This window comes from Microbacterium caowuchunii, from assembly GCF_008727755.1.
Classification (GTDB): Bacteria; Actinomycetota; Actinomycetes; order Actinomycetales; family Microbacteriaceae; genus Microbacterium; species Microbacterium caowuchunii.
This window is the reverse complement of the sequence record NZ_CP044231.1, coordinates 2,484,846-2,507,786: the sequence shown is the minus strand read 5'-3', so window position 1 is coordinate 2,507,786 and position 22,941 is coordinate 2,484,846. Positions and strand designations below refer to the sequence as shown.

General features: G+C 71.3%; 20 protein-coding genes. 15 read left to right on the top strand and 5 right to left on the bottom strand.

The window, feature by feature from the left end:
* Positions 1-406: 406 nt before the first annotated feature.
* Together F6J84_RS11945 and F6J84_RS11940 are read right to left on the bottom strand one after the other, a co-directional pair.
* Entirely contained in the window at positions 407-1,648 is a 1,242-nt protein-coding gene (locus F6J84_RS11945) for an acyl-CoA dehydrogenase family protein (protein ID WP_150974036.1), read from the bottom strand.
* A gap of 119 nt (positions 1,649-1,767) precedes the next feature.
* The gene (locus F6J84_RS11940; RefSeq protein ID WP_150892008.1) at positions 1,768-2,436 is read right to left on the bottom strand and encodes a TetR/AcrR family transcriptional regulator; all 669 of its coding nucleotides are present in this window, start codon (positions 2,434-2,436) and stop codon (positions 1,768-1,770) included.
* Positions 2,437-2,537: 101 nt separating this feature from the next.
* Here F6J84_RS11940 and F6J84_RS11935 point away from each other — a divergent pair, with 101 nt between their 5' ends.
* The 4 genes from F6J84_RS11935 (at position 2,538) to F6J84_RS11920 (ending at position 6,891) form a co-directional block, all read left to right on the top strand.
* Positions 2,538-4,133 (top strand): FAD-dependent oxidoreductase, encoded by a 1,596-nt coding sequence (locus F6J84_RS11935; protein ID WP_150974034.1) that lies wholly within the window; start codon positions 2,538-2,540, stop codon positions 4,131-4,133.
* Positions 4,134-4,218: 85 nt separating this feature from the next.
* Positions 4,219-5,382: an ADP-forming succinate--CoA ligase subunit beta gene (sucC, locus tag F6J84_RS11930; protein ID WP_150974032.1), complete on the top strand. Its 1,164-nt coding sequence runs from the start codon at positions 4,219-4,221 to the stop codon at positions 5,380-5,382.
* Between the two features lie 25 nt (positions 5,383-5,407).
* Complete coding sequence (sucD, locus tag F6J84_RS11925; RefSeq protein WP_150974030.1) at positions 5,408-6,310, top strand: succinate--CoA ligase subunit alpha; 903 nt, start codon at positions 5,408-5,410, stop codon at positions 6,308-6,310.
* Positions 6,311-6,450: 140 nt separating this feature from the next.
* Positions 6,451-6,891, top strand: a complete 441-nt coding sequence (locus F6J84_RS11920; RefSeq protein WP_150974028.1) for a nitroreductase family deazaflavin-dependent oxidoreductase — start codon at positions 6,451-6,453, stop codon at positions 6,889-6,891.
* Between the two features lie 204 nt (positions 6,892-7,095).
* Here the strand turns inward: F6J84_RS11920 and F6J84_RS11915 are convergent, their stop codons facing one another.
* A complete protein-coding gene (locus F6J84_RS11915) occupies positions 7,096-8,553 on the bottom strand; it encodes an NCS2 family permease (protein ID WP_150974026.1) in 1,458 nt (485 codons plus the stop codon).
* Between the two features lie 90 nt (positions 8,554-8,643).
* Between F6J84_RS11915 and F6J84_RS11910 the strand changes: the two genes are divergently transcribed.
* From F6J84_RS11910 to purH, 3 genes are read left to right on the top strand one after another with little or no spacing between them, the layout of a single operon-like run.
* Entirely contained in the window at positions 8,644-9,924 is a 1,281-nt protein-coding gene (locus F6J84_RS11910) for a cell division protein PerM (protein ID WP_150974024.1), read from the top strand.
* A gap of 40 nt (positions 9,925-9,964) precedes the next feature.
* Positions 9,965-10,555, top strand: coding sequence for a phosphoribosylglycinamide formyltransferase (purN, locus tag F6J84_RS11905; protein ID WP_150974021.1), 591 nt, complete (start codon positions 9,965-9,967; stop codon positions 10,553-10,555).
* A 34-nt stretch (positions 10,556-10,589) separates the two neighbouring features.
* Positions 10,590-12,197, top strand: coding sequence for a bifunctional phosphoribosylaminoimidazolecarboxamide formyltransferase/IMP cyclohydrolase (purH, locus tag F6J84_RS11900; protein ID WP_150974019.1), 1,608 nt, complete (start codon positions 10,590-10,592; stop codon positions 12,195-12,197).
* Between the two features lie 154 nt (positions 12,198-12,351).
* On the opposite strand, the gene F6J84_RS11895 is transcribed toward purH, so the two are convergent.
* A complete protein-coding gene (locus tag F6J84_RS11895; RefSeq protein ID WP_150974017.1) occupies positions 12,352-13,791 on the bottom strand; it encodes a dihydrolipoyl dehydrogenase family protein in 1,440 nt (479 codons plus the stop codon).
* A 226-nt stretch (positions 13,792-14,017) separates the two neighbouring features.
* On the opposite strand from F6J84_RS11895, the gene F6J84_RS11890 reads away from it, so the two are divergent.
* The 4 genes from F6J84_RS11890 to F6J84_RS11875 all read left to right on the top strand — a co-directional run bounded on the left by F6J84_RS11890 (position 14,018) and on the right by F6J84_RS11875 (position 19,794).
* The gene (locus F6J84_RS11890) at positions 14,018-15,499 is read left to right on the top strand and encodes a DNA-3-methyladenine glycosylase 2 family protein (protein WP_150974015.1); all 1,482 of its coding nucleotides are present in this window, start codon (positions 14,018-14,020) and stop codon (positions 15,497-15,499) included.
* Entirely contained in the window at positions 15,496-16,023 is a 528-nt protein-coding gene (locus F6J84_RS11885; RefSeq protein ID WP_150974013.1) for a methylated-DNA--[protein]-cysteine S-methyltransferase, read from the top strand. The genes F6J84_RS11890 and F6J84_RS11885 overlap by 4 nt, the downstream gene beginning before the upstream one ends.
* Before the next feature lie 154 nt (positions 16,024-16,177).
* Positions 16,178-17,986 carry an ABC transporter ATP-binding protein gene (locus F6J84_RS11880; RefSeq protein ID WP_150974011.1) on the top strand — a complete coding sequence of 603 codons (1,809 nt, stop codon included), beginning with the start codon at positions 16,178-16,180 and terminating at the stop codon, positions 17,984-17,986.
* Entirely contained in the window at positions 17,983-19,794 is a 1,812-nt protein-coding gene (locus F6J84_RS11875) for an ABC transporter ATP-binding protein (protein ID WP_150974009.1), read from the top strand. The genes F6J84_RS11880 and F6J84_RS11875 overlap by 4 nt, the downstream gene beginning before the upstream one ends.
* 64 nt (positions 19,795-19,858) lie before the next feature.
* On the opposite strand, the gene F6J84_RS11870 is transcribed toward F6J84_RS11875, so the two are convergent.
* On the bottom strand, positions 19,859-20,311 hold the full coding sequence (locus F6J84_RS11870) for a GNAT family N-acetyltransferase (RefSeq protein ID WP_150974006.1): 453 nt from the start codon (positions 20,309-20,311) through the stop codon (positions 19,859-19,861).
* Between the two features lie 79 nt (positions 20,312-20,390).
* On the opposite strand from F6J84_RS11870, the gene F6J84_RS11865 reads away from it, so the two are divergent.
* The 4 genes from F6J84_RS11865 to F6J84_RS11850 are packed head-to-tail and all read left to right on the top strand — an operon-like array spanning position 20,391 to position 22,856.
* Complete coding sequence (locus F6J84_RS11865) at positions 20,391-21,602, top strand: hypothetical protein (RefSeq protein ID WP_150974004.1); 1,212 nt, start codon at positions 20,391-20,393, stop codon at positions 21,600-21,602.
* Positions 21,599-22,054, top strand: coding sequence for a hypothetical protein (locus F6J84_RS11860; protein ID WP_150974002.1), 456 nt, complete (start codon positions 21,599-21,601; stop codon positions 22,052-22,054). Before F6J84_RS11865 ends, F6J84_RS11860 begins: the two co-directional genes overlap by 4 nt.
* Positions 22,051-22,347 carry a WXG100 family type VII secretion target gene (locus F6J84_RS11855; RefSeq protein WP_150891992.1) on the top strand — a complete coding sequence of 99 codons (297 nt, stop codon included), beginning with the start codon at positions 22,051-22,053 and terminating at the stop codon, positions 22,345-22,347. The genes F6J84_RS11860 and F6J84_RS11855 overlap by 4 nt, the downstream gene beginning before the upstream one ends.
* Positions 22,344-22,856 carry a hypothetical protein gene (locus tag F6J84_RS11850; RefSeq protein ID WP_150974000.1) on the top strand — a complete coding sequence of 171 codons (513 nt, stop codon included), beginning with the start codon at positions 22,344-22,346 and terminating at the stop codon, positions 22,854-22,856. The genes F6J84_RS11855 and F6J84_RS11850 overlap by 4 nt, the downstream gene beginning before the upstream one ends.
* The last annotated feature ends 85 nt before the right edge of the window (positions 22,857-22,941 follow it).

Below are 22,941 nucleotides of genomic sequence, written 5' to 3'. Positions count from 1 at the left end.
CGCACATCACAACTCCGGCAGACCGGGGTGTGCGGCGGTCGAGGTGCCTGGCCGGGCGCGGGATTGCCGGAGTTGTGGGGGAGCGGGGGCGGAATCCCCGCCGCGGGGCTGCGGCCCGTGCGGCGCCGAGACCCGGAGCGGGCCCTCACGGCACAACTCCTGCAGAACGGCGCGGGGCGGGGGGAACGGGCAGCCGAAGGGGCGGGATCGCCGGAGTTGTGTCGGGGAGGTGCCCGATCCGGGGCTGCCGCGTGCGCGGCACGCCGCGCACGCTCCCGACGCCGTGCCCCGCGCACAACTCCTGCAAACCGGGGGTGGGCCGGCTTCGGTGCCGTGGTTCGGCCGGGATTGCCGGAGTTGCGCGGCGCGGGTTGTGCGGCGCGGCGCGGCGGTGCGGGGCGGGGGCTCAGGCGAAGGCGCTCATGCCGGTGATGTCTCGGCCGATCAGCAACGCCTGGACGCTCTCGGTGCCCTCGTAGGTGTGAATCGCCTCGATGTCGACCATGTGCTGCATCACGCCGTTGCGGAGGAGGATGCCGTTGCCGCCCAGCAGATCGCGCGCGGTCTGTGCGATCCTTCGCGCGGCGCGCGTGTTGTGGAACTTCGCCAGCGAGGCCTGCGTCGGCCGCAGCGCGCCGGCCGTCTCGAGGTCCGCCATCCAGCGGCAGTACAGCTGCATCGCAGTGAGGTCCTCGAGCATCTGCGCGAGCCGCTCCTGCACCATCTGGAACTTCGCCAGGGGCTTCCCGAACTGCACCCGCTGCTGCGCGTACGCGAGGGCCGCTTCGTAGCAGGCGGTGGCATGGCCGAGGGCGGACCAGGCCACCCCGGAACGCGTGGAGTACAGCACGGTCGAGGCGTCCTTGAAGCTCTTCGCCCCCGGCAGCACGGCGTCGAGCGGGACGCGCACGTCGTCGAGGAGGATGTGGGCCTGATGGATGCCGCGGAGCGAGGCCTTGCCGGTGATGACGCTTCCCGTGTATCCGGGGGTGTCCTGCTCGACGAGGAAGCACCGCACCGCACCGTGCTCGGCCGCATCGGGGTCGTCCACGCGCGCCCAGACGAACGTGACCCCGCCGGATGCGCCGTTCCCGATCCACTTCTTCGCGCCGCGGAGCACCCAGGCATCGCCGTCACGGCGCGCGATCGTCTCGAGCGACACGGAGTCGGAGCCGTGGTCGGGCTCGGTGAGCGCGAAGGAGCCGAGGACCTCGCCCCGGGCGATGGGTACGAGCCACCGGTCCTGCTGCTCGGCGCTGCCGAAGAGGGCGAGGGTGCGCAGGGCCAGGCCGCCTTGGACGGCGATCACCGTGCCCAGCGAGCCGTCGCCGCGGGAGATCTCCATGTTGACGAGCCCCGCTGCGAGGGGCGAGAACGGAGTCAGACGCGGATGACGGATGCCGTCGTTGAACAGGTCGAGTTCGCCCAGGCGGGCGGCGAGGTCGAGCGGGTACTCCGCCTCGTCCCAGGCCTGCACCATCCGGTCGCCGACCTCGTCGATGTACGCCTTCGCGCGGTCCCATACGGCGCGGTCATCGGCTGGGATGTCCGCGAAGACGGCGTAGTAGTCCGTGTCGCGGCGGGCGAGGACGTCGTAGTCGCTCACGCTCTCGCCGGGGAAGGCCGGGTCGGTCGTCGGGGTGCTCATGGTGCTCCTGGATGCTGCGGGCCGCCCGCGTGCGACCCGCGCCCAGAGTACTCTCGCGGCACCCGGTTCCGCGACCCGTGAGACGCAGTGCCACGCCTGGCGCGGCGGAGAGGAGCGGGTCAGAGCTCGGACTGCAGGCGCCGGGCGAGTTCGGCGGGCGGCATCCGGCGGGGGAAGACCGCCACGACCAGGTCGTCGTCAGCCTCCTCGTGTGCGCCGTTGTCGACCCCGAACCGTACGAGCGCGTCATCGAGCGCCCGCCGCAGCACGCTCGCCGGCACCTTCTTCGGGCCCCGCAGCAACTGACGGAGGACATGGTTGTGCACCGCGGTCACCAGTGCGGCGAACCCCACCGCGTCGAGCGGATCGAGGCCGGGCAACGCACTGCGCAGGTACTCGTCGAACAGCCGCTCGTAGCGGAAGACCGTGACGATCTCGCGGTCCCGCAGAGCCGGGACGCCGCGGACCACCGCGTAACGCCGCCGGGCGAGCTCGGGGTCGGCCGCGAAGTGGCGATACACCTGCATCGAGGCCTCGCACACCGCCTCCCACGGATTCGCGTGCTCGCCGGCCAGGTACTCGCGCAGCTGGTCGAGCAGCACCTCGTGGTCGGCGAAGACCACGTCGTCCTTCCCGCCGAACTGCCGGAAGAACGTCGAACGCGATATCCCCGCGGCCTGGGCGATTTGATCGACGGATGTCGACTCGAAGCCCTGGCGGGCGAACAGGTCGAGCGCCGCGGCGACGACGGCGTTGCGCGCGGAGGACGGGGAGGAAGTCTCGCTCATGTCGACAGAAGCCTAGACCCGCACCGGGGTGTCCGCGTGCGGAGGGGGTCCCGGCTGTCAACCCCTGGGACGCGGGACTGCCCACGGGTTTGACTGCCCGCATGAGAGCTCTGTGGAAGACGGATCGTCCGGCCGTGGAAGGAACCGAGTTCGCATCGGGGGCGCATGACGTCGTGATCGTCGGTGCGGGACTCACCGGGCTGGCGACGGCGCTGATGCTCGTGCAGGACGGCTTGGACGTCGCCGTGCTGGAGGCCGGGGAGGTCGCCAACCTCACGTCCGGCGCGAACACGGGCAAGATGTCGCTCCTGCAGGGGACGCGGCTCTCGCACCTGCGTGCGCACCATCCGGCATCCCTCGTCCGCGCCTACGTCGATGCGAACCGGGACGGCATGGAGTGGCTTCGGGGATTCGCGGATGCTGCCGGGGTGACCCGGTCGTCCCGCACCGCCTACACCTACGCACAGACCACGGCCGGACGGGAGTCCATCGACCGCGAACTCGCGGCGGCACGGGAGGCGGGACTCCCGGTACGGCGCGGCCACCCGGACGAACTCGCCGGTCTGCCCTTCCCCGTGACGGCGGCGGTGGCCCTGGACGGCCAGGTGGCGATCGACCCGGATGCGGTGACCACGGCGCTCGCGCAGGCCTTCGTCGGCGCGGGCGGAACGCTGCACACGAACGTCCGCGTCACGGGCGTGTCCGCCTTCCCGCGTGCGCGCGTCCGGACGGACCAGGGGGAGATGGGCGCGGGCCGGATCGTGCTGGCGACCGGCATGCCGATCGCGGATCGAGGTCTGTACTGGGCGAAGGTGAGCGGCTCGCGGTCGCTGTGCATCGCGTTCGACGTGCCCGGCGCGGTGCCGGACGGGCTGCTCCTGTCCGCCGACAGCCCGAGTCGGTCGCTGCGCTCGGTGACCGCTCTGGACGGACCGGTGGGTGCGGGCAATCGGCTGATCGTCGGCGGCAACGGCTACCCGGTCGGGCGCACCGACTCGGAAGCGGCGGGGTTCGCGGATCTCGTGGCGTGGACCGAGCGGTTCTTCCCGGGCAGCGTCGAGACGTGCCGCTGGGCGGCGCAGGACTACGAATCCCACAACGGCGTGCCCTTCGTGGGGGCGATGCCGCGAGGGTTCGGACGCATCCGGCTGGCCACCGGTTACGCGAAGTGGGGGCTGACGAACGCGCCCGCGGCCGCGCTCCGGCTGACCGCCGAGATCCGGGGGGACAAGCCCAAGAGCCGGCCGCGCTGGATGACGCAGCTCGGCACGCGGCTGACGATGCCCGGGGACATCGCCCGCGGACTGGGCGAGAACGCGAAGGTCGGCGGCGCGGCGGTTGCGGGGTGGCTGAGCGCCGAACGGACCGCGGTGCCCGTGCCCCGTCCCGCCGAGGGGGAGGGTGTCGTGGCGCAGCGGAACGGGAAGCCCGTCGGGATCTCGACCGTGGAGGGAGAGACCCGCGCCGTGAGTGCGGTCTGCCCGCACCTGGGTGGCGTGCTGTCGTGGAACGATGCGGAGTGCACCTGGGACTGCCCGTTGCACGCGAGCCGCTTCCAGGCGGACGGCACGCGCATCGAGGGCCCGGCGCTGAGCGACCTGGAGCGGCTGCCGCGCGCCAGGGGCCGGCATCCTCAGGGTGACGACGGCGCAGCGTCGGCCGGGTCCGTTCCGGCAGGAGCAGGGCCGCAGCGGTAGTAGGCTGGGGCATCGGTCGATATCTCGACATCAAGACGTTTTTCTACGTCAGCACACCACATTCGCCCCACCGAAGGACTGCACTGTGGATCTCTACGAGTACCAGGCACGTGATCTGTTTGAGAAGTATGAGGTGCCGGTGCTCGCCGGCATCGTCGCCGACACCCCCGAGGAGGTGAAGGCAGCGGCCGAGAAGATCGGCGGCGTCGTGGTCGTGAAGGCTCAGGTGAAGACCGGCGGTCGCGGTAAGGCCGGCGGCGTCAAGGTCGCCAAGACCCCCGACGAGGCGTATGAGGCCGCGAAGGCCATCCTCGGACTCGACATCAAGGGCCACGTCGTCAAGCGCGTCATGGTCGCCGGTGGCGCCCGTATCGCCCGGGAGTTCTACTTCTCGGTGCTGCTGGACCGCGCCAACCGCTCGTACCTGTCGCTGTCCAGCGTCGAGGGCGGCATGGAGATCGAGGAGCTCGCGGTCGAGCGTCCCGAGGCGCTCGCGCGCATCGAGGTCGACCCGCTCGAGGGCATCACACCCGCGAAGGCTCTCGAGATCGCAAAGGCCGCGAACTTCGAGGACGGACTGGCCGAGAAGGTCGCCGACGTCTTCGTCAAGCTCTACAACGTCTACAAGGGCGAGGACGCGACGCTCGTCGAGGTGAACCCCCTCGTCGAGACCGAGGAGGGCGACATCATCGCCCTGGACGGCAAGGTCTCGCTCGACGAGAACGCCGGCTTCCGCCACCCCGAGCACGAGGCGCTCGAGGACAAGGATGCGGCTGACCCGCTTGAGGCCAAGGCCAAGGCGCACGACCTGAACTACGTCAAGCTCGACGGTCAGGTCGGCATCATCGGCAACGGTGCGGGCCTGGTCATGTCGACCCTGGATGTCGTCGCGTACGCCGGCGAGAACCACGGCGGCGTCAAGCCCGCCAACTTCCTCGACATCGGCGGCGGCGCTTCGGCGACCATCATGGCCGCGGGTCTGGACGTCATCCTGGGTGACGAGCAGGTCAAGAGCGTGTTCGTGAACGTCTTCGGTGGCATCACCTCCTGCGTGGCCGTGGCGGAGGGCATCGTCAAGGCGCTCGAGATCCTCGGTGACGCGGCGTCGAAGCCGCTGGTCGTGCGTCTGGACGGCAACCAGGTCGAAGAGGGACGTCAGATCCTCGCGGCCGCCAACCACCCGCTCGTGACCCTCGCCGCAGGTATGGACGAGGGCGCCGACAAGGCCGCCGCGCTGGCGAACGCCTGAGCCTGAGATTGAAGAAGGACTAGACATGTCGATCTACCTCAACAAGGACTCCAAGGTCATCGTCCAGGGCATCACCGGCGGCGAGGGCACCAAGCACACCGCGCTGATGCTGAAGGCCGGGACCCAGGTCGTCGGCGGCGTCAACGCCCGCAAGGCCGGCACCACCGTCTCCCACACCGACAAGGACGGCGCAGCCGTCGAGCTCCCCGTGTACGCATCGGTCGCCGAGGCGATCGAGAAGACCGGCGCCGACGTGTCCATCGCGTTCGTGCCGCCGGCGTTCACGAAGGACGCGATGATCGAGGCGATCGACGCCGAGGTCCCGCTGCTCGTGGTCATCACCGAGGGTGTGCCGGTCGGCGACTCCGCGGAGGCATGGGCCTACGCGAAGTCGAAGGGCAACAAGACCCGCATCATCGGTCCGAACTGCCCCGGCATCATCACCCCCGGCGAGGCGCTCGTGGGCATCACCCCGGCGAACATCACCGGCAAGGGCCCGATCGGTCTCGTCTCCAAGTCGGGCACCCTGACGTACCAGATGATGTTCGAGCTGCGCGACCTCGGCTTCTCGACCGCCATCGGCATCGGTGGCGACCCGATCATCGGCACCACCCACATCGACGCCCTCGAGGCGTTCGAGGCGGACCCGGAGACCAAGGCCATCGTCATGATCGGTGAGATCGGTGGCGATGCCGAAGAGCGTGCCGCCGACTACATCAAGGCCAACGTCACCAAGCCCGTCGTCGGCTACGTCGCCGGGTTCACCGCTCCCGAGGGCAAGACGATGGGCCACGCCGGCGCCATCGTCTCCGGTTCCGCGGGCACGGCGCAGGCGAAGAAGGAGGCCCTCGAGGCCGCCGGGGTCAAGGTCGGCAAGACGCCGTCCGAGACCGCCGCGCTCATGCGCGAGATCATCGCGAGCCTGTAGCAGGCACGCCCGGAGGGGCGGATGCGGGACCCGGCGCGACAGCGTGGGCACCGCATCCGCCCCTCCGTCTTACGTGCCGGGAGCATGCGCCGTCTCGCGTGCGCGGCCCGCACCGGGTTGAGCCCGGGTAGCCTGGGCGCATGCCGCTGACCGGAGAGTACAAGCCGAGCACGTCCGAGTGGGCCCGCACGCAGGCCGAACGCTACGAGGCCTCCGGCGGCACCGAGGCGAACGAGTTGCGCGGGGTGCCGATCATCGTGCTGACCACCGTCGGGGCGAAGTCCGGCGCGTTGCGAAAGACCGCCCTGATGCGCGTCGAGCATGACGGGCGCTATCTGGTCGTCGCCTCGAAGGGCGGGGACCCGGACGAGCCGGCGTGGGGCGGGAACATCCGCAAGCATCCGCACGTGGAGCTCCAGGATGGTGCGGTCCGCCGCGACTACCGGGCGCGTGAGCTCGACGGCGCCGAGCGTGACGAGTGGTGGGCGCGAGCGGTCGCGGTCTGGCCCGACTACGACGAGTACCAGAAGAGGACCGATCGCCGGATCGCGATCTTCCTGCTGGAGCCGTTCGACGCCTGACGCCGTCCCCGGCCTGCGCTGACCGCTGCGGGGTAGGCCCGTGCCGGTCATGGCCGTGCACGACAGCACGGATCGTCCGCGACACCCCGGCTGTCCGCATCCGGAGCGGCGCGTCAGCGTCGATCTGTGCCGTTGTGCACGCGGAGGCGGGATGCCCCGGCGGGGCCCCGGCGGGGCATCCCGCCGCGGCGCGGCGCGCGAGGCTCAGGCCAGAAGCATCTCGATCGGCCCACGGGCGAAGAACACCACGAATCCGGCCCCGACCACCCACAGGAGCGGGCTGATCTCCCGGGCCTTCCCGGACAGGCTCCGGATGACGACCCAGCTGACGAACCCCGCGCCGATGCCGTTGGCGATCGAGTAGGTGAGCGGCATCACGGTCACGGTGAGGAACACCGGGATGAGCACGGTGAAGTCGCTCAGGTCCACGTGGCGGATCTGCGCCATCATCATCCCGCCGACGATGACCAGCGCGGCCGCGGCGATCTCGCTGGGCACGATCGAGGTGAGCGGGGTGAGGAACATCGCCAGGAGGAACAGGATGCCCGTGACGAGGTTCGCGACACCCGTGCGCGCGCCCTCCCCGATGCCCGATCCGGACTCGACGAAGACGGTGCTCGAGGACGAGGAGGTCAGTCCGCCGGCGACGGCGCCGACGCCCTCCACCACGAGCGCGGAACGCAGACGCGGGAAGTTGCCCTGCTGATCGGCCAGGCCGGTCTCCCGGGAGAGACCGGTGAAGGTGCCCATCGCATCGAAGAAGTTCGTGAACAGCAGGGTGAAGACCAGCATCGTCGCGGCGAGGACGCCGATCCGGTCGAACGATCCGAAGCTGATCTGGCCGATGAGGCTGAGGTCAGGCAGGCTCACCACGGATGAGGGGAGCGCGGGCACCTGGAGGCTCCAGCCGCCCGGGTTGACCGTCCCGTCGTCACCGATCTGCGGGCCGATCTTCCAGATCGCCTCGATGATCACGGCGGCGACGGTTCCCGTGACGAGGCCGATGAGGATGGCGCCCTTGACCTTCCGGGCGAGGAGGACCGCGATGAGCAGGACGGTCAGGACGAACAGGACCGCCGGGACGGTCGCGACGGAGCCTTCGATCCCGAGTCCGATGGGCGGGGAGTTCGCGCCGGTGGCGGTGACGAAGCCGCCGTTGACGAAGCCGATGAAGGCGATGAACAGGCCGATGCCGACCGTGATCGCGGTCTTCAGCGCCACGGGCACGGCATCGAAGATGAGCCGGCGCAGGCCGGTGGCGGCCAGCAGCACGATGAGGAGACCGTTGATCACGACCAGGCCCATCGCCTCCGGCCAGGTCACCTGGCCGACCACGGCGACCGCGAGGAAGGAGTTGATGCCGAGCCCGGCGGCGAAAGCGAACGGCATCCGCGCGACGAGGCCGAAGAGGATCGTCATGACCCCGGCCGTCAGTGCGGTCGTGGCCGCCACCTGGGCGAACCCGAGCTGCTGCCCGTCGACGTCGACCCCGCTGGAGAGGATGATCGGGTTCAGGATGACGATGTACGCCATCGCGACGAAGGTCACGACGCCCCCGCGCACTTCGCCGCCGAGAGTCGCCCCGCGGCGGGTGATCTCGAAGAAACGGTCGAAGCCGTTCCGGGGTTGGGGCTGGACGTCGGTCTCTACGTGTGCGGTCATGATTCCTCCAGCGTTACAGGCTACGCCGCCCGGCACCCCTCTGCGTGCCGGGCCGGGCCTGCGGTGACCCGTGGGTAGGGTCGAGGAGGCATGCACCGCGTCCTCGTCTCCCTCCTCTCCGCGCTCGACTCCCTCGTCGCCGCGGCCGTCGGCGTCGCCGTGGCGGTCGCGCCCCTCACCATCCTGTGGATCGTCGTCTTCGGCGCCCTGGATCTCGGCGCCGTCTGGCAGACGTCGGCCGCGATCTGGCAGCTCGGACACGCGGTCCCCCTGCACGTCACGCTGCCCGACCTGTACCTCGCGCAGACCGGGATCGATCCCGCACTGGCCGGCTTCGCGGTCTCCCTGCCCCCGCTCGGCTTCGCGGCGTTCACGTTCCTGTTCGCGGCGCGTTCCGGCGCGCGCGCAGCCCGTTCCGGTGCCTGGGTGACCGGCGTGGTGACCGGCCTCCTCGTGTTCACGGCGTTCGCGACGCTGGTGGCGATCACCGGCGCCGCGGCTCTCGTGCGGGTCGAACTGTGGCAGGCGATCCTCTTCCCCTCCGCCTTCTACGGGGTCGGGGTGCTCGGCGGTGCCGTCCGGGTCGCCTGGTCGGACGGCGACGACGGGATCATCGACGAGCTGCGCACACGTCTGGACACCCGGCCGGGTGCCTGGCCCGAGTTCCCGAGCCTCGCGGCGCGCGGTGGCGCCATCGTCCTCACCTCCCTGAGCGGCATCGCCGCTCTCGCCCTCGCGGTCGTGCTCGTCGTCCGCGGTCCCCAGATCGTCGCCCTCTCGCAGTCCGCCAACCTCGACGGACTCGGAGCGGTGGTCATGGGGCTCGGCCAGATCCTGTACCTGCCGACCCTGATCGTCTGGGCGCTCGCGTTCGTCGCCGGTCCCGGAGTGGCCCTCGGCGCGGGAGCCGTCGTGGCACCGGGCGGTACCCAGCTGGGGATCCTGCCCGGCATCCCCATCCTCGGTGTCCTCCCGGAGAGCACCTCCCCGTGGCTGCTCGCGCTCGTCCTGCTCCCGGTGGCGGCCGGAGCGTTCGCCGGATGGGCCGTGCGGTCGCGCCTGTCCCCGCGCGGCGGCCAGGCGGACGCGGAGTCCACCGGTCTGCTCATCGCGCTCACGGCGACGATCGGCGTGCTCGCGGCGCTCGGCGCGGCACTGCTCGCCGTGCTCGCATCGGGCGCGCTCGGTCCCGGACGCCTCGGCGAGGTCGGGCCCGACCCGGCCGCGCTCGCCCTGGCGATCGGGATCGAGGTGGGCCTCGGCGCCGGCATCCTGCTGCTCGCCCCACGCCGGCGTCCGGGTGAGGAGACGACACCGACTCCGGATGCCGCGACCCCCGGCCGAGACGGGTGGTCCGACGAGGCTCCGTAACGGCCCGGAGGAAGACCGGCCGCGTGGCTAGACTTGCCTCGTGCTCACGGTCGCCGTCCTCATCTCCGGCACAGGCTCGAATCTCCGAGCCCTCCTGGAGGCGGCGGCGTCCCCTGAATTCCCCGCCCGAGTGATCGTCGTCGGCGCGGACCGGGAAGCCGACGGCCTCGCCCATGCGGAGGAGTTCGGTATCCCGAGCTTCGTCGTCCCGTGGCGCGGCGCCGCCGAGCGCGAGGAGTGGGGCGAGGAGCTCGACCGTCAGCTCCAGGTGTGGGCCCCCGACCTCGTCGTCCTGTCCGGGCTGATGCGGCTGCTGCCCGCCGCTGTCGTGGCGCGCTGGTCTCCCCGCCTGATCAACACCCACCCCGCATACCTTCCGGAGTTCCCCGGGGCGCACGGCGTCCGCGACGCGCTCGCGGCCGGGGCCACCCAAACCGGGGCCAGCGTCATCGTCGTCGACGACGGTGTGGACACCGGCCCGATCCTCGCGCAGGAGCGCGTCCCGATCCTCCCTGGCGACGACGAGCACAGCCTGCACGACCGCATCAAGCCGGTCGAACGCCGTCTGCTCATCGACGTCGTCCGGCGCATCGCCACCGGCGAGCTCGACCTCGCCGCATCCGCCATCTGACCAGACCAGCACCACCCCTGAACCGAGGAGTCCCATGGCCGGGCCCAGTCACGATCCGTCCCTCTACCGTCACCGCGACACCGTCCCTGTACGGCGCGCCCTCGTCTCGGTCAGCGACAAGACCGACCTGCTGGCGCTCGCCGAGGCCCTTGCCGGCGCGGGCGTCGAGATCGTCTCGACGGGATCGACCGCGTCCACCATCCGGGACGCGGGCTACCCGGTCACGGATGTGTCCTCCGTCACCGGCTTCCCGGAGTCGCTCGACGGCCGCGTGAAGACCCTGCACCCCGGTGTGCACGCCGGTCTCCTGGCGGACCTGCGTCTCGAGGGTCACGAGCGGCAGCTGGACGAGCTCGGTATCTCCCCGTTCGAGCTCGTCGTCGTGAACCTCTATCCGTTCGTCGAGACGGTCGCCTCCGGCGCCGAGGGTGACGCCGTGGTCGAGCAGATCGACATCGGCGGGCCCGCGATGGTGCGCGCCTCGGCCAAGAACTACGCCAACGTCGCCATCGTGGTCTCCCCGGAGTCCTACCCCGCCATCATCGAGGCGATCGGCACGGGCGGGACGACGCTCGCGCAGCGTAAGGAACTCGCCGCGCGTGCCTTCGCGCACACGGCCAACTACGACCGTGCGGTGGCGACCTGGTTCGCCGAGGGGACTCTCGCCGAGGGGGAGGAGCTCCCCGCGCACCTGACCATCAAGGCGGAACGACTGGCCACCCTCCGGTACGGGGAGAACGCCCACCAGCGGGCGGCCATCTACACCCGCGTCGGTGGTCACGGCATCGCGCAGGCCACGCAGCTGCAGGGCAAGGAGATGTCCTACAACAACTACGTCGACGCGGATGCGGCGCTGCGTGCGGCGTTCGACATGGTCAAGCCCGCCGTGGCCATCGTCAAGCACGCGAACCCGTGCGGGATCGCGGTCTCCGCGCCCAACGCGCTGGACCCGATCGCGAGCGCGCACGTGCGGGCGCACGAGTGCGACCCGGTGTCGGCCTTCGGTGGTGTGATCGCGGCGAACCGCACGGTGACCCTGAAGATGGCGGAGAACCTCCGCGAGATCTTCACCGAGGTCATCATCGCGCCCGACTTCGAACCGGAGGCGCTCGAGCTTTTCCGCCTGAAGAAGAACCTGCGCGTGCTGCAGCTGCCCGCGGACTGGAAGGAGGAGCCGATGGATGTGCGGCTCGTCTCCGGCGGTCTGCTGCTGCAGGAGGCCGACCGCTTCCCGCAGGACATCGAGTCGGTCGCCAAGGACTGGGAGCTCGTCGCGGGTGAGCGCCCGGAGGGTGAGGACATGACGAACCTCATCTTCGCCTGGAAGGCCTGTCGTTCGGTGAAGTCGAACGCCATCGTGCTCGCCAAGAACGGCGCCACGGTCGGCATCGGCATGGGCCAGGTGAACCGCGTCGACTCCTGCCGACTCGCGGTCGAACGCGCGGGAGACCGCGCGAGCGGCTCGGTGGTCGCGTCCGACGCCTTCTTCCCGTTCTCCGACGGCCCGCAGGTGCTCTTCGACGCGGGTGTATCCGCGATCGTGCAGCCGGGCGGATCCGTGCGCGACGAGGAGACGATCGCCCTGGCCCGCGAGCACGGAGTGACCATGTTCTTCACGGGGGAGCGGCACTTCTACCACTGATCCCCACGGACGCGGATCCCACCGCGTCCCGGGACGAGGGCGATCGCCCCGGATGAGGACGGTCCTGCCACGGATCCCCTCGTCCGGGGCGATCGTCCTTCCCCGGCGGGCCGCCGGGTGCCGGCGGGATGCCGGGTATCCGGACGGGCGGGCGTCAGGGGGTGGGACGGCCGTACTCCTCGAGGAACCGCAGCCAGACCTCGCTGAGCGTGGGATAGGACGGTACCGCGTGCCAGAGCCGGCGCAGCGGCACCTCGCCCACGATCGCGATCGTGGCGGCGTGGAGCATCTCGGCCACGCCCGGTCCGACGAAGGTCGCGCCGATCAGGACCTCCCGATCCTCATCGACGATGGCCCGCGCCCGGCCCGTGTAGTCGTCACTCAGGGTCGAGGCGCCGGCGATCCAGGACAGGTCGTAGTCGAGGGTGCGGATGCGGCGGCCTGCCCTCCGCGCCGCCGCCTCGGTGAGCCCGACCGAGGCGACCTCGGGATCCGTGAACGTGACCTGCGGTACCGCCTCGTGGTCGGCGGTCGCGACGTGCGCGCCCCAGGGGGCGTCGTCCACCCGGGTGCCCCGCGCCCGCGCGGCGATCACGTCACCCGCGGCGCGCGCCTGGTACTTGCCCTGGTGGGTGAGCAGCGCCCGGTGCGTCACGTCGCCGACGGCGTACAGCCAGTCCGAGCCGCGCACGCGCATCGTGTCGTCGACGTCCAGCCAGTCGCCCGGCTCGAGCGAGACGTTCTCCAGCCCGAGTTCCTGGGTTCGCGGAACCCGCCCGGTGGCCACGAGGACCTCCTCCGCGCGCACGATCGTGCCGTCGCGCAGCGTGAGCTCCGTGGCGCCGTCCGCCCGTCGTGCCCGCGTCACCTCGGCGCCGAAACGAATGGTGACGCCCCTGGACCGGAGCGCATCGGCGACCATGTCGCCGGCGAACGGCTCCATCCCACCCAGCAGGGTGCTCCGGACGATGAGGGTGACCTCCGCGCCCAGGTCGGCGTAGGCCGTGGCCATCTCCGCGGCCACGACACCGCCGCCGATGATCGCGAGGCTCTGCGGGATGCGGTGCGCCGCCGTCGCCTCCCGGCTCGTCCACGGCGCGACCTCGGTGAGGCCGGGGATGTCGGGGAGGAGCGCCGCGGAACCCGTGCACACCGCCACGGCATGCCGCGCGGCGAGCTCGGTGACGGTGCCCTCCGCATCCGTCACGCTCACCCGTCGCTCGGCCGTGATCCGGCCGTGCCCGCGCACCAGGTCGATGTGCGCGCCGGTCAGCCACTCCACCTGCGATCCGTCGTCCCAGTCGTGCGTGAGGGCGTCCCGGCGCCGCAGTACGCCGGCCACGTCCACGTCCTCGGTCACCGCCTGCGACGCACCGTCGACCGCCATCGCCTCCCGGAGCACCGCGCCGGCGCGGAGGAGGCCCTTCGACGGCATGCAGGCCCAGTACGAGCATTCGCCGCCGACCAGTTCGCTCTCCACGATGACGGCGGACAGGCCGGCCTGGACAGCGCGGTCCGCGACGTTCTCACCCACCGGCCCTGCCCCGATGACGATGAGGTCGTACTCCTGGGGTTGCGCGGTGATCTCGGCCATCCCGCGACGTTAGCGGCTCGGAACCCGGCGGCGCGAGGGGTTGCCGCAGCCACGGCGTGTGGGCGTGCCGGGGCTACGGCGCGTGCGTGATGGCGTGCCGCCACCCGGATTCGTGCACGGGTCGTGCCCACCTGACGCCTCGGCTCGGTGGGGCGCTGCGTGAGCGCCCGGCAGTGGTGTCCGAAAACCGCGAGCCGGGAAGCGCGGAGCGTGTCAGGCTGGAGGCATGTCCCTGCCGGCGATGACCTTCGACGAGCGTTACCGCGCGATCCACGCGCGCGACGTGCGGTTCGACGGGCACTTCGTCACGGCCGTCCGCACGACCGGGATCTACTGCCGGCCGAGCTGTCCCGCCCGCACGCCGCTGCCGGCGAACGTCACGTTCTTCGCAACGAGCGCCGCGGCGCACGAGGCCGGATATCGCGCATGCAAGCGCTGCCTGCCCGAAGCGGCGCCGGGCTCACCCCTCTGGGACCTCCGCCGCGACGTCACGGGACGGGCCATGCGGCTCATCGCGGACGGCGTGGTCGAGCGGGAAGGCGTGCCGGGGCTCGCGCGCCGTCTCGGGTACTCGAGCCGCCATCTCACCCGCGTGCTCACCGCGGAGCTCGGCGCGGGACCCCTCGCCCTCGCCCGCGCCCACCGCGCGCACACCGCGCGGATGCTGCTCATCGGGACGGACATGCCCGCCGCCGACGTCGCGTTCTCGGCCGGTTTCGCGAGCGTGCGGCAGTTCAACGAGACGGTCCGCGAGGTCTTCGGGATGCCCCCGCTCGCGCTGCGCGCGCGTCGCCGCGGGGAGCACGCCGCCGCGCCCGGCGCGATAGACCTCGTGCTCGCCCACCGCACCCCGATCGATCTCGATGGGATCTTCGCCTGGATGCAGGCCCGCGCGATCGCCGGCGTGGAGGTGGCGACGCCCGACTCCTTCGCACGGACACTGCGCCTGGCGGGCGGTGTGGCCCGGTTCGAGATCCGTCGGGAACAGGGCGCGCTGCGCCTGCACGCGAGGCTCACACATCTCTCCGACCTTCCCCAGCTCGTCGCGAGGGTGCGGCGACTGTTCGACCTGGATGCGGATCCGGCTGCCGTCGATGAGGCGCTGCGTGCGCACCCCGAGCTCGCCGCGCGGGTGGCGGCGGTACCCGGCATCCGCGTGCCCGGCACGGTCGATCCCCACGAGATGCTCGTCCGCGCGATGATCGGCCAGCAGATCACGGTGGGAGCCGCCCGGACCGCCTTGACCGCGCTGACCGACGCCCTGGGAGAACGCCTTCCCGGCGGCGACGGCATGGACCGGCTCTTCCCGACGATGGCGGCCATCGCGGAGCACGGCGCCGAGGTGCTGCGCGGACCGGGGGCACGTATCCGCGCGGTCGTCGCAGCGGCGCGGGAGCTCAGCGAAGGGACCCTCGTGCTCGACAGCGGGGGAGACCCGGACGAGCAGCGCGCCGCCCTCCTCGCGATGCCCGGCATCGGCCCGTGGACCGCCGACTACGTCAGGATGCGGGTCACCGGCGACCCCGATGTGTTCCTGCCGGGAGACGTCGCCGTCCGCACCGGGGCGGCACGGCTCGGACTCCCCGACGCGCCGCGCCCGCTGACCGCTTGGACGGAGCGCGCAGCCCCCTGGCGCAGCTACCTCACCGCGCACCTGTGGCGTGCGCTCACCCCCGCACCCGCCCTTCCCGAACGGAGCCACCCATGACCGCGCATCTCGACACGATCGACACCCCCGACGGACCCTTCACGGTGCTGGCGGACGGGCATCAGCGGGTGCTGGCGTCCGGGTGGACAGCCGACCCGGAAGCGATCCTCGGCCGCCTGCGGCCCCGGGAGCGACCCGAGCAGGTCGTCGAGGGCGGCGTCGCGGCCCTCGACGCCGTGCACGCCTACTATGCGGGGGACCTCGCGGCGATCGACGAGGTCCAGGTCAGTCAGAGCGGTACCACGGGGCAACTGGCGGGATGGCGGGGCCTGCGCCGGATCGCTCCCGGCGCGCCGCTCACCTATGCGCAGTTCGCCGCCGAGCTCGGCAGTGAGCGTGCGGTGCGTGCGGCTGCGTCCGTCTGCGCGCGTAACGCCGCCGCCCTGTTCGTGCCCTGCCATCGGGTACTGCGCACCGGCGGTGCGCTCGGTGGCTTCGCCTGGGGGCTCGAGATCAAGCGCAGCCTGCTGGCGCGGGAGCGGGCGGCGCTGCCCGCCGGTCCGGTCGTGCCGTCCGGGAGATGAGCTCGCGACTCACCACGGAGAAGGTGCTTGTTGCATACAGGAAACACCCAGCACTAGTCTGGAGGGCTGCCGTCGCGCGACGCAGCATCCCCCGCGGACCGTCCCCGCGACCGCGCGCGCCCGCAGGGCTCACTCACGCTGACCTCCAGGACCCATGACCACCTCCCCTCCGCTGTCCACGCCCCGCGCGCTCGCGCGCCTGCTCCCCTTCGCACGCCCGGTGCTGCCGCGCCTCGTGCTCGGGGCGGTGAGCGCGCTCGCCGCGAGCATCGTCGCCCTGATGCTGCCCCTGGTCCTCGAAGGCGTGGTCGCCGGTCCGATCGCCTCCGGCGAGACGCCGCAGATCGTCTGGGGTGCGGTCGCCGTCCTCGCTCTCGGCCTGGCCGAGGCGGGGCTCGTCTGGGCCCGCCGGTGGTTCGTGCTCGCTCCGGCCACCCAGGTGGAGTACGAGCTGCGTACCGGCTTCTACCGCCGGCTGCAGCGTCTGCCCGTCAGCTTCCACGACCGCTGGCAGTCGGGACAGCTCCTCAGCCGGATGATGCAGGACATCAGCCTCATCCGCCGGTGGCTGGCCTTCGGGCTCATCCTGCTCGTCGTCAACGTGCTGACGATCGCGATCGGCTCCGTTCTCCTGTTCCAGTGGCACTGGCTGCTCGGGGTCGTGTTCCTCGCCTGCTCCGCGCCCCTCTGGTACGCCGGATACCGGTTCGAGAAGCAGTACGGCACGCTCGCGCGGCAGAGTCAGGACCAGGCGGGCGACCTCGCCACCTCGGTCGAGGAGAGTGTCCACGGCATCCGCGTGCTGAAGGCGTTCGGGCGTGGCGGACACGCCCTCAACAAGTTCATGCGACAGGCGGAGACGCTCCGGCACACGGAGCTCCGCAAGGCGCGCGCCATCGGCTTCATCTGGTTCTGGCTGGTGCTGCTGCCCGACATCGCGTTCGCCTTCTGCCTGGCCGTGGGGATCGTGCTCGCTCAGCTGGGCGAACTCTCCGTCGCCGAACTGTTCGCGTTCTTCGCCATGGCGACCGTGCTGCGCTGGCCGATGGAGTCCATCGGCTTCCTCTTCTCCTTCCTCCTCGATGCGCGCACCGCCACCGACCGCATCTACGAGGTGTTCGACGAGCCGAACACGATCGTGGACCCGGACACCCCGAGCAGCATCGCCGAGCCGCGCGGGCACCTCGTGTTCGAGCGCACGCACTTCCGCTATCAGGACGCCCCCGCCGAGCAGAGGGACCTCCTCGACGGCATCGATCTCGATCTGGAGCCGGGGGAGACGATGGCGCTCGTCGGGCTCACCGGTTCCGGTAAGACCACGCTGACGACGCTGCCGGCCCGGTTGTACGACGTGACCGGCGGGCGCGTGGTCCTGGACGGCGTCGACGTGCGCGACCTGACCCTCAGCGAGCTGCGCACGCACGTGTCGATGGCCTTCGAGGACGCGACGCTGTTCTCCGCATCCGTCCGCGAGAACGTGCTGCTCGGGCGGGCCGACCTCGATCCCGCGTCCCCCGAGGGGGAGCGGGTGATGCGCCAGGCTCTCCAGGTCGCCCAGGCCGGGTTCGTGGACGATCTCCCCGACGGAGTCGACACGGTGATCGGGGAGGAGGGGCTCAGCCTCTCCGGCGGCCAGCGCCAGCGCCTCGCGCTGGCACGCGCGGTCGCCGCGCGACCGACCGTGCTCGTCCTCGACGATCCGCTCTCCGCCCTCGACGTCGACACGGAGGCACTGGTCGAAGCGGCGCTGCGGGAGGTACTCGCCGACACTACGGCGCTCATCGTCGCGCACCGGCCGTCGACGGTCGCACTGGCCGATCGCGTCGCCCTCCTCGAGGCCGGTCGCGTGACGGCGGTGGGCACCCATTCGGAGCTCATGCGCACCTCGGAGCACTACCGCTACGTGATCTCGAGCCTCGAGGCGGATGACGAGTCCGCCGTGCAGAAGGAGACGACGCCGTGAGCACGGTCACCGGAACCAGCGGCGAAGACCGCTCGGACTACACCCAGGTCGAGAGCCGGCAGATCCGCCGTCGCTCGATGCGCCTCCTGGGATCGCTCGTCAGCCCTCTCCGCTGGCAGCTCGTCCTCGCCGCGCTGGTGCTCGTGGTCTCCACCGCGCTGCGGGTGCTGGGCCCGGCCCTCATCGCCTTCGGGATCGACAACGCGTTGCCCGCCGTCATCGAGCGGATGGACTGGATGCCGACGATCGCGGTGTCCCTCGTCTACCTCCTCTCGGCGATCGGCGGGGCCGTACTGATCGCCTGGTACGTCGTGGTCGCGGCCCGCCTGACCCAGGCCGTGATGTTCGACCTGCGCACCAGGATCTTCCGGCACACGCAACGGCTGAGCCTGGAGTTCCACGAGTCCTACACCTCGGGCCGGATCATCTCCCGCCAGACCAGCGACCTGGACACCATCCGGGAACTGCTCGACGGCGGGCTCAACGAGCTCGTCTCCGGCGTCCTCTACGGAGGGTTCACGCTGATCGCCCTGCTTCTGCTGGACTGGCAGAGCGGCGTCATCCTCATCGTGATGGGCGGCCCGCTCATGCTGCTGATGCGGTGGTTCTACCGCCGCTCCCAGGTCGTCTACCGGGAGTCCCGGGTGGTCAGCGCGAAGGTCATCGTGCACTTCGTGGAGACGATGACCGGCATCCGTGCGGTCAAGGCGTTTCGGAAGGAGCCCCGAAACGACGTCGAGTTCGGCGAGCTGTCGAGTCAGTACCGCGCCGTGAACATGCGTTCCATCCGCCTGTTCGGGACGTTCGAGCCGGCGCTCATGGCGATCTCCGCCGCGACGCTCGCAGCCGTGATGCTCTGGGGCGGTCTGCGCGTCGCCGACGGCGCGCTCGCGGTCGGCGTGCTCCTGGCCGCGGTCCTGTACGTGCGGAACTTCTTCTCTCCGCTGCAGGAGGTCGCGATGTTCCTGAACTCCTACCAGTCCGCCGCGGCGGCGCTGGAGAAGGTGTCCGGGGTCCTGGAGGAGGAGCCCTCGGTCCCCGACCCCTCGCAGCCGGTGGATCTGCGCGCGGCGCAGGGCGCCATCCGCTTCGAGGATGTGGCGTTCGGTTACGGCGACGGGCGCGTGGTGCTGCCCGGGTTCAGCCTGGACGTGCCGGCGGGCCAGACCGTGGCGCTCGTGGGAACGACGGGGGCGGGGAAGACGACCCTCGCCAAGCTCGTGTCACGGTTCTACGACCCGACGGCCGGCCGGGTGACGCTGGACGGGGTCGACCTGCGCCGCCTGCATCCCAAGGACCTGCGCCGGGCGATCGTGATGGTCACCCAGGAGGCGTACCTGTTCAGCGGGACGGTCGCCGACAACATCGCCCTGGGAAAGCCCGATGCGACGCTGGAGGAGATCCAGGCGGCCGCCCGTGCGGTCGGTGCGGACGAGTTCATCCGGGCCCTGCCGGACGGCTACGACACCGACGTGAACAAGCGCGGTGGCCGGGTCTCGGCCGGTCAGCGCCAGCTGATCTCGTTCGCGCGGGCGTTCCTGGCGGATCCCGCCGTCCTCATCCTGGACGAAGCCACCGCTTCGCTCGACATCCCGAGCGAACGGCTCATCCAGGAGGCGCTGCAGACGCTCCTCGCCGACCGGACGGCGCTGATCATCGCGCACCGCCTGTCGACGGTGGCGATCGCCGACCGGGTGCTGGTGATGGAGCACGGCCGCATCATCGAGGACGACACCCCGGAGATGCTCATCGCCGGCACGGGCAAGTTCGCCCAGCTGCACGCCGCGTGGCGCGCCTCGCTGGTGTGATCGTCGCCGGATGCGGTGTCCGCCGCTCCCGCCGCTCCCGCCGTACGCGCCCCGTGACGACGCGTCAGACCGTGATGCGCGCGATGACCTCGCCGAACTCTGTCTCGCCCACGGGCTCGAAGCCGACGCGGCGGAAGAACGCCTCGGGCCCTTCCTCGCCGGCTTCGTAGATCACGTCGACGTGGTCCATCCCGCGCCTGCGGGCTTCGTCCATCAGGCCGTCGACGGCGAAGCGGCCGACGCCGCGACCCTGGTCGTCGGCGTCCACGTTGATGCGCCACAGGACGGAGCGGAAGTGCTCCTGCGGCGCGTCCTCGGAGAAGTTCGCGCTGACGAACCCGACGACCTCGTCCCCGTCGAGCACGACCCGCTGCCAGGTGGTGCCGGGATCGGCGACGGTCGCGGCCACTCCATAGCTGACCGGAGCGAGGAACTGTTCCTGGCCCGGTTTCAGCGACAGGGTGTTCACGGCGACGATCGTCGCGGCGGAGAGCTCTTCCAGGCGCAGTTCCGTCATGAGCACAGGGTAACGCCCCTGTGGATGACACCCCAACCGGATGCCCGGCGCGGTTAGGGTGGGTCGGCAGGAGGTCCGAATGCGCGTCGATTACGCACAACTCGCACTATCGTCCGCCGTGCTGCGCCGCCAGAGCGACGAGCATGTGCCGGCGATGGTCGCGTACGTCAAGAGCCACAGCGTGCTGACGCCGTCGGACACCGGCATCATCCTGCTGCCGTTCACGGGGATCTCCCTCGCGGTCTCCGTCGTCGGGGTGGAGATCCTGGAGGGCCTCGGCACGGTGCTCCGCACCGCCGCGGACAAGGTCGACGGCGCTGCCGCGGCCTATGCCGCGCAGGAGCAGCGCACGTACGAGGCCGCCGCGCAGGCGATGCGGTCCATCGGTGCGGGCGTCCCGCCCTTCGCCGACCCCCGGGCGGGCGGCCCGACGCTCCCCGCGGCCGCGGGCGGCGCCCCGGCGGGCCACGGGGATGCGGAGCCCTGGCTGTTCGGGCAGGCCTACGACGCGGGCAAGGGCCTCGTGACGGGCACGCGGGGGATCGTCGAGGACATCTCGTCCGCGGCCGACAGCTGGGGGCGCGGGCCCACCGGCGTCATCGAGCGGCAGGACCCGTCCAGCTACCTCGTCACCCCGAACGCGGCCAAGAGCGAGATCGAGTCCATGCGGTGGGGTGCGGGTCCGCTCCTGGGCGGAGTCGACTGGGTGTTCGAGCAGGTGGCCGGATTCAGCCTCCTCGAAGACGTCATCATGAAGCCGTTCGCCGGCGACTGGACCGGAATCGAGGAGGTCTCCCTCGCCTGGCAGCACCTGGGGCAGGCCAGCCGGGCCATGGCGGACAACGCCGCGGGACTCGTGGAGCAGGGCGAGTTCTGGGATGGCGAGGCGGGGCTCGCGTTCCGCGGCGGCATGGTCGCCCTCGGCACGACGATGTACGGCGTCGGTGCCGCCTGCGATTCCGTCTCCGGAACGGTCGGCACCCTCGTGATCGTGTCGAAGGCGGGTGCCGCGACGATCGGGTTCATCCTCAACAAGATCTCGGTCAAGCTCCTGCGCATCGCGGCGGAAGCCGCGATCCCGATCGCGGGCTGGATCGTCGCCGCGGTGGAGGGGGCGATCCTCGTCACGGAGGTGTTCTCCCTGGTGCGGTTGATCTACACGGTCGTCGACACCATCTTCGATGCGATCGAGGGCGCGGTGCAGGCTCGTGCCCAGCTGGTGGAGACGCTCCTGCTCGTGGAGGACCTGATGCAGTTCCTGGTGAACACGGGGGAGAGGTACGCGCGATGAGCGGATCCGCCTATGGACAGCTCGTCGAGCTGATCGAACAGACCAGGCAGCGCGTGGAGGCGATCGAGCAGATCGCGCTCGGTGCCCGTCGCATCGGGGAGACGGACGAGGACGAGGATGCCGCAGAGGCATTCGCCCGCCGCGCCCGCAGCGGTGCGCTCGGACGGGAGTGGTCCGTGCTGCAGGGGCGGATCGATCTCGGGGAGACCACCCTCGCGGCGATCATGTCCGGTGACGACCCCTCGCCCGAGGCTCAGGCCGTCCGGGAGGCCTCCCGCGCGCGCCTGGCCGCGCTCACCGACGCCGAACGCGAGCGCGCCGAGCAGGCGGGGGAGCCCGACCCTGCGGCCGAGCTCGCCCGAGATCGGGAGCGGCTGCTGGCACGGGGTGCGGCGCTGCGCGCCCGCATCTCGGACGAGCTCGGCCGCCGCCCGTCGGGAGGAGCGGAGTGAGCGCGGGCGGGGTGACGCTCGAGTTCGGCGCCGCGGAGGCGGCACTGGCCTCCCTGCGGGCGTCCCGGGTCGGCATCGCGGCGGAACTGCAGAAGCTCGAGGATGCCGCTCAGGGTCTGAGCGGGTCGTGGTCAGGGGACGCCGAGCGTGCCTACCGGAGTGCGCAGGCGCAGTGGTCGACGAGCATGATCGAGCTCAACGCCGTACTGGATGCCGCGTGCACCGTCCTGCAGAACTGGATCGAGGGCATGCGGCAGACGGAGCGCGAACTCGCGCAGGGGTGGCCCGGGTGACCCGGGCGACCGTCCGCCCCTGGCAGGAGAGCGTCGTCGGGGGGCACGGCGTCCCCGCCGGATGCGTCGTGCGGGTGCCCGCCGCATCGGCGGCGGACTACGTCGCCGCGGTGGCCGCGGGCCTCACGGACACCGGCTTCCAGCCGGGACCGGTGCCGGCGGGTACGGCGGCGCAGGTACGGCTGCTCCGGCGCGGGTCCCTGATCGGCGACACCCTGCTCACCGGCACGGGGCTCGCCGCCCTGCGCTCCCGGATCGGCCCGCTGTCGTTGCGGGCCTCCGTCGTCATCGAACAGAGACCGGAAGAGGACGGCAGCGTCCGGATCATCACCGCGATGATCGCCGGCGATGCGCTGGCCGCCGAGGTCGCCGCGGCCGTCGACGCCGCGACCGCCGGACTGTCGCGTACGGGCGTCCCTGTCGAGGGCCCCGGCTGGATGCGTGCGGTGGACGTTCCCGAGGACTCTCTGGCGAACCCGCGCACGGCCCAGTCGCGCGGCATGCGCTGACCGAACGCCCCCCGCGCCGAGATCTCTCGACGTCGAGATAGTTTTCGCGCGTGCGGTAGTCTGGTGGGTGATCCCTGGACATCGA

What these genes read in the sequence shown, in the direction of transcription:
- F6J84_RS11945 (WP_150974036.1), bottom strand. Translation starts at nt 1,648, where the DNA reads ATGAGCACCCCGACGACCGACCCGGCCTTCCCCGGCGAGAGCGTGAGC.
- F6J84_RS11940 (WP_150892008.1), bottom strand. Translation starts at nt 2,436, where the DNA reads ATGAGCGAGACTTCCTCCCCGTCCTCCGCGCGCAACGCCGTCGTCGCC.
- F6J84_RS11935 (WP_150974034.1), top strand. Translation starts at nt 2,538, where the DNA reads ATGAGAGCTCTGTGGAAGACGGATCGTCCGGCCGTGGAAGGAACCGAG.
- sucD (WP_150974030.1), top strand. Translation starts at nt 5,408, where the DNA reads ATGTCGATCTACCTCAACAAGGACTCCAAGGTCATCGTCCAGGGCATC.
- F6J84_RS11920 (WP_150974028.1), top strand. Translation starts at nt 6,451, where the DNA reads ATGCCGCTGACCGGAGAGTACAAGCCGAGCACGTCCGAGTGGGCCCGC.
- F6J84_RS11915 (WP_150974026.1), bottom strand. Translation starts at nt 8,553, where the DNA reads ATGACCGCACACGTAGAGACCGACGTCCAGCCCCAACCCCGGAACGGC.
- F6J84_RS11910 (WP_150974024.1), top strand. Translation starts at nt 8,644, where the DNA reads ATGCACCGCGTCCTCGTCTCCCTCCTCTCCGCGCTCGACTCCCTCGTC.
- purH (WP_150974019.1), top strand. Translation starts at nt 10,590, where the DNA reads ATGGCCGGGCCCAGTCACGATCCGTCCCTCTACCGTCACCGCGACACC.
- F6J84_RS11895 (WP_150974017.1), bottom strand. Translation starts at nt 13,791, where the DNA reads ATGGCCGAGATCACCGCGCAACCCCAGGAGTACGACCTCATCGTCATC.
- F6J84_RS11890 (WP_150974015.1), top strand. Translation starts at nt 14,018, where the DNA reads ATGTCCCTGCCGGCGATGACCTTCGACGAGCGTTACCGCGCGATCCAC.
- F6J84_RS11885 (WP_150974013.1), top strand. Translation starts at nt 15,496, where the DNA reads ATGACCGCGCATCTCGACACGATCGACACCCCCGACGGACCCTTCACG.
- F6J84_RS11880 (WP_150974011.1), top strand. Translation starts at nt 16,178, where the DNA reads ATGACCACCTCCCCTCCGCTGTCCACGCCCCGCGCGCTCGCGCGCCTG.
- F6J84_RS11870 (WP_150974006.1), bottom strand. Translation starts at nt 20,311, where the DNA reads ATGACGGAACTGCGCCTGGAAGAGCTCTCCGCCGCGACGATCGTCGCC.
- F6J84_RS11865 (WP_150974004.1), top strand. Translation starts at nt 20,391, where the DNA reads ATGCGCGTCGATTACGCACAACTCGCACTATCGTCCGCCGTGCTGCGC.
- F6J84_RS11860 (WP_150974002.1), top strand. Translation starts at nt 21,599, where the DNA reads ATGAGCGGATCCGCCTATGGACAGCTCGTCGAGCTGATCGAACAGACC.